The 17,013-nt window shown below is 45.6% G+C and carries 10 protein-coding genes; 3 read left to right on the forward strand and 7 right to left on the reverse strand.

What is annotated here, in order from left to right; translation table 11 throughout:
• Positions 1-146: 146 nt before the first annotated feature.
• Entirely contained in the window at positions 147-737 is a 591-nt protein-coding gene (locus HP567_RS22380; RefSeq protein ID WP_173608306.1) for an AAA family ATPase, read from the forward strand.
• 4 nt (positions 738-741) lie between these two features.
• Here the strand turns inward: HP567_RS22380 and HP567_RS22385 are convergent, their stop codons facing one another.
• The 3 genes from HP567_RS22385 to hutG all read right to left on the reverse strand — a co-directional run bounded on the left by HP567_RS22385 (position 742) and on the right by hutG (position 4,928).
• Positions 742-2,316, reverse strand: a complete 1,575-nt coding sequence (locus tag HP567_RS22385) for an FAD-dependent oxidoreductase (protein WP_173608307.1) — start codon at positions 2,314-2,316, stop codon at positions 742-744.
• Positions 2,317-2,759: 443 nt separating this feature from the next.
• Complete coding sequence (gene gltS, locus HP567_RS22390; protein WP_047068478.1) at positions 2,760-3,947, reverse strand: sodium/glutamate symporter; 1,188 nt, start codon at positions 3,945-3,947, stop codon at positions 2,760-2,762.
• A gap of 12 nt (positions 3,948-3,959) precedes the next feature.
• Positions 3,960-4,928, reverse strand: coding sequence for a formimidoylglutamase (gene hutG, locus HP567_RS22395; protein ID WP_173608308.1), 969 nt, complete (start codon positions 4,926-4,928; stop codon positions 3,960-3,962).
• Positions 4,929-5,038: 110 nt separating this feature from the next.
• Between hutG and HP567_RS22400 the strand changes: the two genes are divergently transcribed.
• Both HP567_RS22400 and HP567_RS22405 read left to right on the forward strand, forming a co-directional pair.
• The gene (locus tag HP567_RS22400; protein WP_173608309.1) at positions 5,039-5,929 is read left to right on the forward strand and encodes a LysR family transcriptional regulator; all 891 of its coding nucleotides are present in this window, start codon (positions 5,039-5,041) and stop codon (positions 5,927-5,929) included.
• 198 nt (positions 5,930-6,127) lie between these two features.
• Positions 6,128-6,352 carry a PLDc N-terminal domain-containing protein gene (locus tag HP567_RS22405; protein WP_173608310.1) on the forward strand — a complete coding sequence of 75 codons (225 nt, stop codon included), beginning with the start codon at positions 6,128-6,130 and terminating at the stop codon, positions 6,350-6,352.
• Positions 6,353-6,482: 130 nt separating this feature from the next.
• On the opposite strand, the gene HP567_RS22410 is transcribed toward HP567_RS22405, so the two are convergent.
• The 4 genes from HP567_RS22410 to HP567_RS22425 form a co-directional block, all read right to left on the reverse strand.
• Positions 6,483-7,649, reverse strand: coding sequence for a cytochrome P450 (locus HP567_RS22410; RefSeq protein WP_173608311.1), 1,167 nt, complete (start codon positions 7,647-7,649; stop codon positions 6,483-6,485).
• Positions 7,650-7,695: 46 nt separating this feature from the next.
• Positions 7,696-9,012 carry a condensation domain-containing protein gene (locus HP567_RS22415; RefSeq protein WP_173608312.1) on the reverse strand — a complete coding sequence of 439 codons (1,317 nt, stop codon included), beginning with the start codon at positions 9,010-9,012 and terminating at the stop codon, positions 7,696-7,698.
• 93 nt (positions 9,013-9,105) lie between these two features.
• Positions 9,106-10,923 carry an asparagine synthase (glutamine-hydrolyzing) gene (gene asnB / locus HP567_RS22420; RefSeq protein ID WP_173608313.1) on the reverse strand — a complete coding sequence of 606 codons (1,818 nt, stop codon included), beginning with the start codon at positions 10,921-10,923 and terminating at the stop codon, positions 9,106-9,108.
• A gap of 26 nt (positions 10,924-10,949) precedes the next feature.
• Entirely contained in the window at positions 10,950-16,961 is a 6,012-nt protein-coding gene (locus tag HP567_RS22425) for a non-ribosomal peptide synthetase (RefSeq protein WP_173608314.1), read from the reverse strand.
• Between the last annotated feature and the right edge of the window lie 52 nt (positions 16,962-17,013).

Here is a 17,013-nt window from a genome sequence, read left to right on the forward strand (position 1 = left end):
GTCATTGTTCTTCTAAGACAAATATGTTATGTTTTGGTAAAAAAAGAACACCATGCAGATATCATCATTTCGTTGTCAACGCTGCTTATCATTACTTTCCGTGCAAAAAAATAGGATCTATCCTGATAAAGTAAGGTGGGATAAAGATGTTGCAAGAGAATGCCAATCTTCATGTTCCAGACAGATGTATCTTTCTCGTTACCGGGGTTATGGCTTCTGGAAAATCAACGGTAGCTCAGTTACTTGCTGAAAAGCTGAATCGAGGCGTCCATCTGCGTGGTGATTCGTTCCGACGAATGATTGTAAATGGCAGAGAGGAGTACATGCCTGAACCGTCAGAAGAAGCCATTCGACAGTTGCGGTTGCGCTACAAAATAGCAGCCTCTACAGCAGACACTTTTTTTGAAGCAGGATTTAATGTCGTTGTACAGGATGTTGTGATCGGCCCCTTTTTGGGCGAATTTGTTGAAATGATTCGGAACCGTCCGTTGTATGTTGTAGTACTCTCGCCAAGCGAAAAAGCAATTGAAGAGAGAGAAGCTTCCCGTTCCAAAACAGGGTATGGTGCTTGGACGATTTCCCACCTCAATAAAATCTTGCAAACCGAGACACCAAAGCTCGGCATGTGGATCGATTCTTCCGAGCAGGCACCTCAGGAAACGGTGGAGGAAATCTTACTCTCCATGAAAAAGCCTGAGTTCAGTGACATGCCGAACTCAGGCAACCAAATCGTCTAACTTCTTACACTGCGTACATCGTTGGCCAGAAGTACTCTACGCCTTCCGCGTACAAGAACGCTTGGAACTTTTTCAGCTCATCAGGAGTGTTTCGAACAGCGCGAGGAGTCAAGCCATATTGCAAGCAATAAGCTGTCAAATAACCAGCTACTTCACCAACGTTCCACTCTACTGGGTGGAGACGGAAGCATCCATTTGTAATATGCGTAACCCCAAGATTTTTGCCCGCTGGCAGCAGGTTATTTACACGCACAGGGATTAAGCTGCCCAACGGAATTTGGAACGGATAGGTAGACACATCGACGTAATTGCGGTTCGCTGTACTCGGATGTAGATCGATTCGGTAACTACCGACTCCAACGGAATCTTCGAAAGCCTCTGCTTTGCCTGTTTTGCGGACAAATGCACTCACATGCTGCTCCAATACGGTGAATTCGGCTTTGATCCGGCGGGATTCACGAATATACGGATACATCGCCAGCCCATCCTCTGTTCCTACTACATCCTTGCGCAGTCGCAGGCCTGGATACCCTTGTCCACCATCTGGGCGAGGAGCCTCTGTTTGCATCCAATACAGAAGGGAGAGACTCAGCTGTTTACCACCGTAAAGGTGACGCTGACGCTCTTCCTCTGGCACATCGATGATCGAGCCCAACCAGTAATCATTTTGCGGCCAGTTAACGAGCGATACACCACTCTTGTACAAACCGGTTTGGAAGTTTTTCGGATCAGCAACCTGACGATACGTAAAGAGCGGAAAATATTTAGTACCCGGGAACAGCTCATATCTTACAGATTCAGCAGTATTTCGCGGGTTGGAACCTGTCCAGCTGAGCAGCTTGTCCGGCCAAAAATCTGCTTTGTAGTTTCTCCAGAAGTCATACGTTTCCGGTTTGGCAATTGTATGATCTTCTCCCTCCAAATAGTCCATGGCAAAGACATACGTAAACGCCTGAATATCATTTGGCTGCGGCGGTCCGACAACAGCATTTGGCTCTCCCGTTTGATCAACTGATTCAGCGCCAAGCACATATTCGACGCCGGCTTGCGGGAGAACATCTCCACATTCTGTCGCGTCCAAGAAATAAGGTGCTACCAATTCATGAAAATCATGATGCTTCTTATCTTCGACCGTGATCGACAAGACATTATCGCCATCCATGCGAACGGCATGCAGCTTATGATTAGTCAGAATAGTAAGTCTACCACTGTTAATGTACGGAGCAAGCATCTGATAAAAAACAGCCAGTGCTACTTTTGGTTCGTGGCAAAGGCGACTTACGGAACCGTTACCAGGGTCAAGATTCGGAATGACGCGTGCTTCTGCCGTCATTGGGTAATGGTTGCGATAATAGTCACGCACGCTGTCACGGAATGTGCGATAGCTGCGCGTGCAACCAAACTGTTCGATCCATGGATGCTCATCTGGAGGTACCGCCTGACTCGTAAATTGACCGCCAATCCAATCGGTTTCCTCCGTCATAATGACTGATTTTCCTGATTTCGCTGCTGCCAGTGCTGCTGCGCAGCCACCAGTGCCTCCCCCAATAATCACCACATCAGCATGAAGTTCTCTCATTCTACTTCCCTCCACATTTTCTGATTTTTGGTTGTTTCTGTCAGTTAATACGCAAAAAATGACAATACGTTACAATTTTCGCAAAAAACACTAAATATTTTTTATCAGCTTCTACTTGTGCAAACTTTGTCTCTGGATCTATGCCCCTAATTTCCCCTCAGAGTGATGACCCTTTTCATCCCCTTCCAGCTGTCTCTTACCAAGCCTGAATTCCCCATCTCCACGCCAAACTTGTGTATTGAAGTGGAATCGTCTAAGCAAAAACAAGAACGTGTGTTCTTATACAAATATATACGAACAGGATGCGAACAGTCAAGAAATTACTCCCTTTTCTTTCTATTTTTTGTAAAAATACAAGCGACAGAAAGCACCGCAAAGTGAAGATAAGCACAAAAAATCCCTTCAGCGTGACTATCTCAGCATGAAGGGATTTTAAATCGTCTTTATTTAAACAAATTAATCGTGGTAATAATGATCGGCATCGCGAACACATCAATCAGGAAGGCACCAACGATCGGAACGACCAAGTATGCTTTTCGCGAAGGACCAAATCTTCCCGTTACGGCCGCCATATTCGCCATTGCGTTTGGAGTAGCGCCCAGACCATGGCCTGTAAAGCCTGCGACCATAACTGCGGCATCGTAGTTTTTGCCAAGCAAACGGAACAGGACGAAAATCCCGAACAAAACGATGAATACTACTTGAACAAATACGATCACGAGCATTGGAAGCGCTAGGTCGGCAACTTCCCACAGCTTGATGCTCATCAGTGCCATGGACAGGAAGATTCCGAGCGTCACATCACTGATCAGGTTGATGCTCTTCATGTCGATTGCTTTTGGATTGAGCTTATCTACGATGTTACGGACAATCACCGCTACAAACATCGCTCCCACATAACCCGGCAGAACAAATCCGGTTGCAGTCGAGAACAGCTCTCCCAAATACGTTCCCAATGCCATACAGAATGTAATCAGCAGGACTTGGATGAAGAAGGTATTCGAGTGAATCGGTTGTCCTTTTTCTTCTACTGTCTCTACTACTTCTTCCGTTTCCGTCGGCTTCAGATCGTATTTGGCAATTAAATATTTCACAGTCGGTCCGCCAACCAAGCCCCCTGCTACGAGACCAAAGGTAGCTGCTGCGATCCCAATCGCCAACGCAGATTGAATGCCCATGTCCTCAAGCGTTTGTCCAAAAGCACCAGCTGCTCCATGTCCACCTTCCATGGAGACAGCTCCTGCCATCATCCCGATCAATGGATGAATACCGAACACGGAAGCTAGTGACACACCGATTACGTTTTGTGCCAGAGCCAGAAATCCACAGGCGATCCAGTAAATAACGAGCAGCTTCCCGCCAAGCTTGATCAGCTTAAAGCTCGCTCCCAATCCAACAGTAGTAAAAAACGTAAGCATGAACAAGCTTTGCAAGGAAGTATCCAATGTAATTTGTAAAATTCCGGTCGCTTTCAAAGCTGTTGCAATAATAGCGAACAACAAGCCCCCAACCACTGGTGCCGGGATGCAAAACTTTTGCAAGAAACTAGCCTTTTTTACGAGGAAAGTACCTAATACGAGAAGTGCTACTGCGAGAAAAATCGTCGTTACTTGATTAAGTGCTAACGTCATAGTTGTCTCCCCTTAGTTGTTCTCTAGTAATCCCATGATGGCTTCATTCGTCAAGTAAGCACCTAGCTTTACGGTTCTTCCGTTTTCATCTAAAACCGGATTCACTTCACAAATATCAAAAGAAAGCGTTTTCTTATGAGTGGCAACGGCACGGATCAAAGTGCGAACAACCATTGGTGTTAAGCCGAAAGGAGATGGCGCACTTACTCCCGGTGCAAAGGCTGCGTTTAAAACATCTGTACATAGCGTCAGCATGACATGATCGTGTTTTTCAATGAATTCGCTTACAGATAAACTAATTTCATCCATTCGCGCGTCTGTCATCTCTTCTTCATACACATAGCTCACACCGAGCTCATCTGCTTTATCAAATAGCTCTTGCGTATTGCCATAGCGCTGAATCCCCAACACAAAATAGCTGCTATTTTTGTCATGCTCTAGTATTTGCCGAAACATCGTCCCAGATGAAGGCTGAACTTCATAGGAACGCAAATCGAAATGAGCGTCAATATTGATAATGCCCAGGGAAGCCTCTTTTCCAATATGCTTGCGGACACCGGCGTAATGTCCATACAATGTCTCATGGCCTCCGCCTAAAATAATGGGCGTCATGGCTTTGGAAAAGATTGCAGAGACGGCGTTCCCCAATTCTTCCTGAGCTGCTTCCAGCTCTTCGTTTGGACAAACAACATTCCCCACATCTACAATACGTTTCCCTTCCTCCACCTTCCAAGGAAGGCTTGCAAGCGCTTGCCGAATTGCGTTTGGAGCCTTGGCTGCACCTAATCTTCCTTGATTGCGCCTCACTCCCTCTTCACATTCAAACCCAATGATAGCGACTGTGCGATCCTCGGCAGCTTGCAATGTATCCAAGTCCGTTATTTCTACAATCTGATGGTAGCGAAAACTGCTTCTTCTCTCCGTATGGTCAGTCCGGCCGGTCCACAAATCTGCTGATACATTCTTTGGCAAGCTATTCATCCTTTCTGAACCTTTTGTTTATTGATTATATAATGACAAACTTATTATTTCTAATATATAATTCAAATAAATTGATAGCTTTATGCTATAAATAAGGGTAGGTGCCCCAGTTGGATATCAAACATTTGCACTATTTTGTGACAGTTTGTGATCAGTTGAGCTACTCCAAAGCCGCACAAAAACTGCATATTTCGCAGCCTTCCTTAAGTAACGCGATCAAAAATCTGGAGCAAGAAGTCGGCTCTCCACTGCTCGAGAGAAACACGAGAAAAATGGAATTGACGGATGCTGGTAAAATCTTGTACCAGAAAGCATTGCTGCTTCTTTCCCAAATGAACATGCTAAAAAAAGAGATGGAAGAAGTAAAGCTAACCGGGAGCGGCGATCTTATCATCGGCATCATAGAGTCCGTAAAGCATTGGATTCCAAAAGTCATTCGCGGATATCAGGGGCGTTTTCCCTCGATTAACATCAAGCTAATCGAGGTTCTGAGCGGGAAAGCTGTAAAGGAATCACTGCGGAAGTATCATACGCATTTGCTCATAACCAACCAATTCATCAATGAAGAAGATATTGAATCCATTGCTCTGTATGATGAGCGCTTAATGCTGGTGCTGCACAAGGATCATGCGCTGGCAGAAAAGGAATCCGTTCGATTAAAAGACTTGGCTAATGAGCCATTCATCATTAGTACAGAGGGATTTCAGACAAGGGAGGATATTTTAACGGCCTTTTCGTTTGAACAAGTCGACCCGCAAATCAAATTTGAGATTGAGCGCTTTGAAACTGCATTGACGTTAGTGAGGGAGAATTTGGGGGTAACGATTATTCCTGAGAACTATTTGTCTGGATCAACAGATGCTTCACTCGTTCGGAAAACGATTGATTCGCCTGCGTTGGAGCGGACGGTTTATTTGGCGTACTTGAAAAATCGTTATTTGGCCCCGGCTGTGCAGGCTTTTCTGGAGGAGGTTCGGGGAAAGTTTCCTTCCAAAACATAGCGAATACTCTCTCCTCGCTTGCATACAGCTTCTGCTCCATCTTGTCCTTGGATATGTAGAGGGATCAAAAAGATGATAGAAATACTTCATGCCATCTTTTCCAAATACTTTTACATGGTGAGTCAAACCATTACACAATTCCCACTTCTTTATATATAATTGGGAAAGTCTTGTAAATATTCAAAAGCAGGTGATCCTTTGATTCAAGTAGGCGATGCTTCATCAACCTTTTTTGTGTTCCTCCCGATCCTTCTCATCTTATTTTTAAACGTGATTAATATCGTCATCAGTATTTGGGCATACCGTGATGCGAGGAGACGTGGGAATAGCAAGGAGTTCTCCATCATCGTGCTGATTGCATTATTGTTTTTTCCCATTATCGGGTTGATCGTTTATTTGGTGATTCGGAAAGATAAGTTTTGAAAAGTAAGGAATTCTCTTTTCCTTCCTTTTTTATTTTTTCTTCGTATAACCTCTCTCTCATTTCCCGAAATAAAAAAAGCAGTCAAACAGGAATAACCTTCCTGCTCAACTGCTTGATCAGAAAATATGATTAGGCTCTCGTCACATTGAGGATCAGATCGTTCTCAAATCCACCGATTGAGATGTCAGAATAGCACTTGAGCATTTCTGTTAGCATCACCTTTGCTTCCAGTCTGGATAGTGGTGCTCCCAAGCAGAAATGGCAGCCTTTTCCGAAGGTTAAGTGCTTGTTGCTATTAGGTCGATGGATATCGAATTGATCTCCCTGTGCAAAGGTATGTTCATCACGATTGGCAGAACCGAGCCATGCCATGACGATCTCGCCTTTTTTCATCAGACTTCCAAACATATCCGTGTCTTCTTGCACCTTGCGCATCAAAACCTGTGCTGGCGGACGGAAGCGCAATACTTCCTCGATCGCTTGATCTACCAGTTGCGGATTCTCCCTTAATTCACGATAAACGCCTGGTCGATCCAGTAAAAAGCAGTAGAAAACACTGAACAAGAGCGTACTTGTCGTTACATTTCCGGCAAGCAGCAAACTGATTGCAATATCAATAATCTCAGGGTCAGATAGCTTTTGGCCTTTATATTCTGTTTGCGTTAAGTCGGAAAGGAAATCTTTTGTCGGGTTCTCTCTTTTTTCTTGAATGATCGGAGAGAGATAAACAGCCATTTCCTTCATGATTTCTTCCTTTTTGAGGTTAATATCCTCATACGTTTCGCGTGTCCCGGAAGCGATGAGAACATCTGACCATTGTTTGAACAGCATCCAATCGCTAGACGGTACACCGAGCAAATCGGCAATGACAATCACTGGCATCGGGGTTGCGAGATCACCTAAAATTCTGATGCTTTGCTTTTCTTTTACTTCCTCTAATAGATGACGTGAAATTTCTTGAATGCGCGGCTCCCACTCCTGAAGTGTTCGGGTTGAAAAGGCTTTTGTATAGAGAGCTCTCCTTTTTCCATGATCAGGCGGGTCCATCTCTGTGATGCCCTTTTCTTTCAATGCGAGGGAACCAGCAATTCGTTTGCCTGTATCGCTTGAAAAGAGGTGATAATCGGTCAGCACGCGCTCGACATCCGCATACAGAAATACGTTCCAAACCTGTTGCTTTTCATCATAATGTACCGGGCTATTTTTTCTCATTTCTGCATACCAGCCATAGGGTTCAAACTGTTGTTGCAGATTCTCCGCACCTGATATTTCATTGGGGAATACTACTTTATTCATTTCATTCACTCCTTATTTATATGGATGGGTATGTGCTGCAAGCTGGCTACTGTCTGTATGATTTGATATCCTCTATCATGGTATCGAGGAGTTTTTCTATTAGCCCAACGTCTGTGTTCGATTCAAAGAAGGAAATATTGAGGGTTATGCAATCTTGATAGGTACTGACTCCAAGCATCAGTCCTGGTGCGTAATAGGCTGGTGATACGATATATGCACCTGCGACTTTCACATCATCGAATGATAGCTGACTCATACTAATCATACCAAAATTTGATAGTATTGGTGTACTATTACCATCTGCTACAAGTTGTTTTCTTACATCCTGTATGATCTTCAAGGTGTGATGGAACTCTAAATTTTCCACAAAGGCAAACGTGTTTACCGCATCGTGCAGAATGTCTTTATTATCACGTTGACTCTTCATGAATTCCGCCACTTCTTCTACCTTATCTGCAAATGTCCCTGTTGCTTGATTCATTGTGGCATGAACAACTCCAGACAAGTTGTAAATAGCGTCTGCCTTGCCCTTGGGTAAGAATTTTCTTACATTTACAGTCACCATGACTTTGACCTGCTCATCCGGAACATTTTCCATCTGTTGATATAAAGCTCGCATGTAGGCAGCCAGTACCACATCATTTACCGTGAACCCTTTTTGTTTAAATCCTTGCGCCAGCTCCAGCCACTCTTCGCCCGGTATTCTGCGAATGGCTTGTCTCCTTTTCGCTGGTTCTCCAGGCGTAAAAGGAAGTGTTGGCCCCTGCGGTTCGGGAGCTTGCGGCGTCCCGCCATTTGGGATACCCATTTCCTTGAACAAACGACTCTGATCCCTCCCCTCAAGGTTTGGCTTGGGAACGTAGCGCGGGTCTTTGGCTAGCTCACTATAAAGCGAAGCTAACAAGTGAACATATTCGATCAACCCTGCACCATCACTGCATAGATGATTCAGTTTGATGCAAACGATATCTTTGGTCGAGGTCCGCAAAATGCGAATTTTGACCATCGCATCAGCATCGATGTCTATTGGGCTCGACAGCCACTCCTGTATGGCTTTCTCTGTGGAATCGGACTCACCGAGAAGTTGCAAGGAACACCAACCGCTTGACGCCAAATCGCTGCGTCGCTCCCAATAGGGGCGGACTGAATCTTTTATAAAGCGGCAACCAATGATAGGTTCCGCAATGGTGCTTGCCTCCATCGCTTGAAGCAATCGCTGTTGATTCACCTGTCCGTCCATTTCCAACACCATTTGAAGCTGGCAATCAGAAAGATAGCTGACCATGTAATTAAACCTGTCACTTCCGTTTGCAGGCAGTCGGTTTGGGATTGCCATGTTCTGATTTACCTCACTGACATTCATTTACGAAACACCCCTTTACCTACAATTTTTGAAAGAAAAACAGTCAGGAAAAAATATCCTGACTGTCCTTTTTATCAGCAAATCCCAGAGATTCTATCGAATTGATACCTTGTATTCCTCTAACCACATGTTTATCTGGACGAGATATTCGATCAGCTTCGTTGATTGAGAGAGATTCATAGGTGCTTTTCCATCCAGTACAAATTGGATTACAGACTTATTAATTAAAGGTAATAGAGGCGAATTAGGATTGGCTAGAATTTGTTTCATATGGTCCAGAATCGCATGGTAATACTCCGGATGATAGGTCATCGGATATGCGCTTTTGTTGCGATACAATACTTCCTGCGGCAAATATCCTTTGTACGCTCTGCGAAGCAAGCCTTTTTCGATTTGATCAATATTTTTTACTTTCCATGGGACATTCCACAAATATTCAACCAGACGGTAATCACAATAGGGAACACGTACTTCAAACCCCGTATACATGCTCATTCGATCCTTGCGATCCAATAGCAACGGAAGAAAACGCGTGATAAAGAGGTACGACATTTTGCGCTGTTGAGCTTCCAAAGCTGTCTCCCCTTCCAAAGGGTGTACCTCTGCAATCCCTTCTTCATACCGCCTGCGAAGATATTCTTGTGGGCGAATCTTTTCGATGGCTTCTTCATTTAAAAATGAGCTCCACCCGTCATGCTCCATCCAAGGGAATTTCCCTGAGTTCAAGAATTTCTCCTTCTGAAACCAAGGGTACCCGTTAAATACTTCGTCTGCCGATTCACCTGATAGCGAGACGGTCGCTTTTTTCTTCATTTCCCGGCAGAACAAATAGAGCGAGGTATCCGTCTCCCCTAATCCTGGGAGATCACGCGCTCTCAATGGCATATGAAAATGAGTAATCAGATCTTGGGCGTTGAAGGTAATCTCTTGATGCTTGGTTTGTACATGCTCTGAGACTGATTTTGCCCATGGCGCATCCAAACTAATGTGCAGCAAACCTTCTTCAAAATGCTGATCATTGTCAACAAAATCTACCGAATAGGTTTGCAACGTTTTCCCTTTTTTACGGAGCTCCTCAGCGGCTAAAGCAACCAAGCCACTAGAGTCCAAGCCCCCAGACAGCATACTAACCAATGGCAGGTCAGAGATTAACTGACGTTGTACCGTGTCTTGTAACAGACCGCGTATCGTTTCTGTCGTTGTCTCCATATCATCGGTATGCACCTTGCTCGCCAGTTTCCAGTATGGCCTTGTTCTGATTTGATCCTTCGTGACTGTTACACAATGTCCAGCTCGCACCTCCCTTACATTGCGGAAAATGCCAAATCCAGGCGTTCTCGCCGGACCGAGTCCGATAATATCCGCTAACCCATCCGCTTCTACCTCAGGCTTTACTTTTGGATGGGCGAGCAAGGCTTTCAGTTCAGAACCGAACAAGAACGAGCTCCCTCGTTGACAATAAAATAATGGTTTTACACCCAAGTGATCACGTGCTAAAAACAAGCGATGATTTTTTTCGTCCCAAATGGCGAATGCAAAAATTCCATTGAGATGACGGACACATTCCTCTCTCCATTCCAAAAAAGCGTGCAGTAATACTTCCGTGTCAGAATTGGTTTGAAAGGAGTGCCCAAGCAGCTCTAACTGGCGGCGCAGGTCCAAGTAATTATAGATTTCGCCATTAAACGATAAGACACACGTCTGATCTCCTTCTCGGTAGATCATGGGTTGCTTGCCGCCTTCCGGGTCGATCACGATCAGGCGCCGATGCGCAATCGCTGCCCGAGGAGACAACCAATACCCCTCTTCATCTGGCCCACGATGTTGGATCGCTTGAGCCATTTTGTGCAAAATAGCATGCTGGGATGTCAAATCGTCATCCCAATCAAGCCATCCCACAATTCCACACATAGTAACCTCTCCTCTTGTTCGCAAATTTAGTGTTGGGGATGATGCGTTATCGCATTGACTAACTCATTTACCTTTTGCTCTGGGTTTGCTACCAATCCTTCTAAAAGAGTATTCAAGTGCTGCAGCATCCTGCTAATTTCCTTATCGTTGAAGAAACGTCGATAGTAGTTGATATGCAGAACCAAAACTTGTTCATAGAAAAGGATTTCCACTCGTAATGGATGCTCCGTCTGCGCAACCGAATCATAGATGGTAGCGCCGAGGACATCATTAAATCCTCTAAAGACAGAAGAGAAATCAGGAAGCTGTTCGCTTACCAGATAGCTGTCAAATAAAAGCCGATCTCGTGGAATATCGCACCACTCGTATATTTTTTTCAGCGGAGTGTACTCGTATTGACTCGTCTCTACCACTTTCGACTGCATGTTTTGTAGCCAAGACAAGAACCTCATGTTTTGCTCAACGCTCACGCGAATGGGCAAAATATTGAAGAAAAGTCCGACAGAATGTTCGACCTCCATCATCGCTATGCTGCGGCCGGAGAAGATCGTACCAAATACAACATCTTCCTTGCCGCTGTAATGATGGAGCAGCAATGCCCAAGCCCCCTGTACCAATGTATATGGCGTCAGATGATACTTCTTGGACAAGGATAACAGCGCCGAGGAGACTTCTGGCGATACAATGAACCTTTCTTGAGAATAGGGAGGCTCCTCAGCAGACATATTCTTCTTACTCGCTTGTGCCCATTCAAGCGTGGAGCTGGTCATTCCTTTCAGATTCTTCTTCCAAAACAGCTCCGCATCCGTTAAGTCCTGCTGTTTTTGTAGCGCAACATAATCCCGATACGGATATACAGGCACAATATCAATCGCCTTCCCTTGGGAAAACGCTTGATAATATTCGAATAGTCTTTTAACGATCAACGTATAGCTCCAACCATCCTGCAACATCAGATTGAAGACATAAATAAAGTAGTAGACATCCTCTCCTACTTGAATAAGAGCAAGATGCGCATGTGGTGCTTTGCCCATCTCAAATCCTTGTTGTCTTAGCTTTTGAATATAGGATTGCAATTTTTCGTGTTGATTTTCTTCCGGAATGTCCCGCCAATCTTCCTGCTTGATGTGGATATCCACTTTCTCATGAACGATCTGCATCGGTTCATCCAGCTCTTCCCAGATGAAGGAGGTTCGCAAGGCAGGGAATTGTTGGATGAGATGCTGCCATGCATGCTCGAAAGCAGCTACATGGAAAGGGCCGCCCTCTATGCGAAAAGCATGATGAACCACATTCAAACCGGGTTCTGGATGATGTTTGTATCGATAGAGCATATTTTCTTGCATGATCGTCAGCGGATAAACATCCTCCATGTATGGGTTGTCTGCTTTTATCCGATCCAACTGATGCTTATCAAGAGTGGGTAACTTTACTGCTGTTGCCGTTCGCTTCGCACTTTGAGTGGAACCCCCACCTACAACCTCTGCCAGTTCAGCTATGGTTTGGAATTGGAAAATCTGCTGTGGAGTCATTTCCAAACCGAGTTGTTTTGCTCTCGCAACCACTCGAATGGTATGAATGGAGTCCCCGCCCAATCCGAAGAAGTTATTATGTATGCCAACCTTATCCAAGCCCAATATTTCAGCCCAGACATCGGCAAGAATTTTTTCCGTCTCCGTCGTTGGCGGTTCAAAATCCCCTTCCATTTCTGGCACTTCCATAAGCGGCGCAGGAAGCGCTTTGCGGTCCAATTTACCATTCATGTTCACGGGCATTTCCTTGATAAACTCAAAGATAGACGGAACCATGTAATCTGGCAGCTTATCCCGTAAATAACTGCGCAGCTCTGGAATGAACTGGCGAGCAACTCTGTCTGTCAAAGGATCGTTCGCATACGTTTCGATCGGTTGGTAGTTTCTCGCTGGACGATGCCACGCGGTGACCACTGTGTTACGCTGTCTTTTTTCTAGTAAATGCTCAGGTCGGAGCACAGCTTCATAGCTGCCATCCCCGCAATCGCCCATCCAAGCGATATCTACACGGTATCGAAGCTCAGCACCCAACCTCCAAAGCTCCTCCGGGTCTATTCCAGTGCTAGGATGGTTCTGATCTGTTCTCAGCTCTTCCACCGTTTTGAGAGCATCTGGGTCAGCAAGTAATGACTGGTATCGATTCGCCCTGTCCAACCGCGAATTCGGGATTTTCGTAAGTCCTAAGATTTGCGGTTTATATTTGGTCATGATTTGACGAAGTCCATCAATATTTCGGAATCCCTCCTCATGCCAATCCAGCCATGCAAAGTCTTCGATTGTCTGCACTTTTTTGCCGAGATGAAGAATCACATCATAGCGATAGCGAGTTAATTCATTATGATGACTTCCGCGCTTCAGCTTGATTTCTACATGGCTGATTTGATGCAACTGATCTTGAAGCGCATAGAAAAAGGCAGGATCGATAACCAGCTCCTGCTCTTGTCTCATTCGCTTTTGTACGCGGCGTTTCAATTGATCGGTGGTCAATGTCGCCGGTGACTTTTCCATCTCAACCTCAGTGAGGAAGGTTTGCAGTAAAGAAAGATTACGAACATCACCGACAAAGATTGCTCCTTTGTCATTCATGGCATGTATGGCCTTTTTCAGCACATCCAACAGGTAGTTCGCATCCGGGAAATACTGCACGACAGAGTTGAGCACGATCACATCGAACTTCTGTCCCTTTAGTCCACTAAAATCATCCGCATAGCTCTTACGCAGTGTGACATTGGATAAATCCTCTCTTTGGTTGATCAGATTCGCAGTAATATAATCCAAAGCCATCGAAGAAAAATCCGTACCCCAATACTGTTCACAATGAGGCGCAATTCGAGATAGCAACAGCCCTGTACCGCACCCGATCTCGAGTACCTTTTTCGGTTGCAAGGCAAGGATACGATCCACCGTCGAATGGACCCATTCACGCATTTCTTCCGCTAAAAGGGGTTGACCCGTATAACTGCTGTTCCAGCTGGTAATGTTGAAATCGGCTTCATATTTATTTTCATCATCATAGGCTTTATCAAAGACATCCTGCCATTCAGATACCTGTTCCGCAGGAAGTGCTTCTTCTGTTGCCACTTTCAATTTTTCCTTGGACTGAGAATCTGGCACGATATAAGATACCAACTGCTTATGCCCTGGTCGCTGCTCGGATTCATGAACGATCACTGCCGCTTTTTGTACATGTGGATGTTCATCTAGTACAGCTTCAATCTCACCCAGCTCGATACGGAACCCTCTTAGTTTGACCATAAAATCAATGCGCCCCAGATACTCGATCGTTCCATCCGGCATGTAACGGGCCAAGTCACCTGTTTTATAAAGGCGCGCTCCCTCTACGTTGCTGAACGGATCAGGGATGAATTTCTCTTCTGTCAGCTCAGGGCGGTTATAGTATCCGCGAGCCAGTTGCACGCCACCAATGTGCAGCTCACCGGCAACACCGACGGGAACAGGATTCAGGTGCTCGTCTAACAGATAGATTTGGGTGTTTGCCACAGGGCGTCCAATCGGCACTGATCTAAGCTTGCTTCCTTTTTGACACGCCCAGTACGTGACATCAATCGCCGCTTCTGTAGGACCATACAGGTTGTGCAACTCCGCATCGAGACATTCGAAAAAGCGCTCCTGCGTTGAATAAGATAAGGCTTCCCCACTGCAAATGACTCGTCGTAGCGTATCGCAGCCGCTAATTTCCGACTCCTCAAGGAACACTTGCAGCATCGAAGGGACAAAGTGCATGGTGGTAATTTTCTCTTTTTTGATCAGTCGTGCCAGGTAGGTCGTATCTTTGTGACCTTCTGGACGAGCTACTACCATGCAGGCGCCCGTCATTAACGGCCAGAAAAATTCCCATACCGACACATCAAAGCTGAAAGGCGTCTTTTGCATGACCCGGTCGGTTTCATTTAGCTGATATTGTTCCTGCATCCACAAAAGTCGGTTGACGATACCGCGATGAGTGTTCATCGCACCTTTTGGCTTGCCTGTAGAGCCTGAGGTGTAAATCATGTACGCCAAATTGTCGCTGTTGACTTCGATTGCGGGCGCCACATGGTTCTCCAGGTTGATTGTCTCCCAATCTGAATCGAGGCAAATGAGTTGTCCACCGTATTCAGGCAGCGTGTTCTTCAGCCCTTCCGCGGTCAAGAGGAAGGAAGGATTCGCATCCGTGATCATAAAAGCCACCCGATCTTGCGGATAGCTCGGATCTAGGGGAACGTAGGCACCGCCTGCTTTGAGGATACCTAACAGCCCAATAACCATTTCAAAGGAGCGCTCCATATAAATGCCCACAAGCGTTTCCGCTCGTACACCCTGTTTCTGGAGATAGTTCGCCAGTTGATTCGCCCGTTGATCCAATTCACGGTAAGTGAGTTGCTCCTCTTCAAAAATAACGGCTGGCGCATCTGGAGTTTTGACAGCCTGCGCTTCGATTATTTCATGAAGACACATATGTTGCTCTGGGTAGTACGTCTTCGTATCGTTCCATTCAACCAACAACTTTTGCTCTTCAGCCGCGGTCAAAATCGGCAGATCAGCAATCGGCTGGTTCGGATCCGCGACAATACCTGCCAGTACGATTGTAAAGCTCTCCAGTAGACGACTAATTGTCGATTCATTAAAAATATCGGAATTGAACTCAACGTCGAGGTCAAGGATATCTCCTTTTTCTACAACTTGAATCCAGAGATCAAACTTGGAAGTGTTGTTACGGAACTCTTCAAATTTGACCAAGGAAAAGCCTAATGCAGACATGTCCGATTTTTTCGGCATAGGAAAGTTCTGCAACACAAAGCAGACTTCAAATAGTGGATTTTGACTCATATTACGCTCAGGCTGTAATTCATCCACCAATCGTTCAAACGGTACATCTTGATGTCTGTATGCGCTGTTCGCCGTATCTCTCACACGTGACAGCAGTTCTCTAAAGCTTTGATTGCCGGAAACATCCGTTTTGAGAACCAACGTATTTACAAAAAAGCCGACCAAATTCTCTATTTCCACTCGGTTACGGTTCGCTACGGGCACTCCCACCCGGATATCATTTTGCCCGCTGTAACGGTGCAACAATATCTTTAACGCGGTGATCATGACCATATACAGCGTGGCATTTTCTTGCTCGCTCAGCGCTTTTATGGCATGGGAAAGGGAAGAGGGAATCTGTAGTTTTAGGCTTCCTCCTTGAAACGTTTGGATGGGAGGTCGTGTACGGTCTACTGGCAGCTCTAACGCGCTGCTTTCTTTTCCAAGGGTTTCTCTCCAGTAAGAAAGCTGTTTCTCCAGCACTTCTCCTTGAAGCCACTCCCGTTGCCAGATGGAAAAATCCGCATACTGGATCGGAAGCTCAGGCAATGGGGAAGGCTTGCCCGCGAGATATGCCTGATAAAGCAAAACCATCTCTCTGAAGAAAACCCCGACTGACCATCCGTCTATGATGATATGGTGAACGTTCAAAAGTAAGATATTCAAATCCTCGCCGAGTTTGAATAAAGTAACACGCAGCAAGGGTCCTTTGGTTAGATCGAAAACATACATGCTTTCCTCTTTCGCGAGTCGGCGAAACTCATCTTCTCTCTCCGCCTCGGGATATCCAGTAAGATCGACAAGGGGAAAAGGAATTTGCAAGGCAGGAGCAATGAGCTGATACGGCTCTCCGTTTGCGACTTGAAAGGTGGTTCGCAGTGCTTCATGGCGCTTCACAATCTCATTAACGCACCGCTCCATGATGTCTGTGTGAAGCTCACCCGACAGATGGAAGGCCGCAACCACATTATAGGCAGGACTGTTTGGTACCAACTGGTCTAAAAACCATAGTCTCTGCTGGGCAAAAGAGAGGGGCACGAAGCCCTCTCTTGAACGGCGCGGAATTCCCGTCTTTTTCGTCTCCAGTTTTGAGCCTTTCAGCTTTTCCAGCAAGGCCAGTTTCTTCTCGGAAAGCTTTGACCTGCTCTCGGCAAGTATCTCATCTCTTGATTTAGCTGATTCCTTATCATTAATCATCGGATTGCTCCTTCCTACCTGTTGATTCTGCTGCCGTACTTACGAGATGAAT

Origin of the sequence: Brevibacillus sp. M2.1A, assembly GCF_013284355.2 — a bacterium.
In the GTDB taxonomy this organism is placed as follows: domain Bacteria; phylum Bacillota; class Bacilli; order Brevibacillales; family Brevibacillaceae; genus Brevibacillus.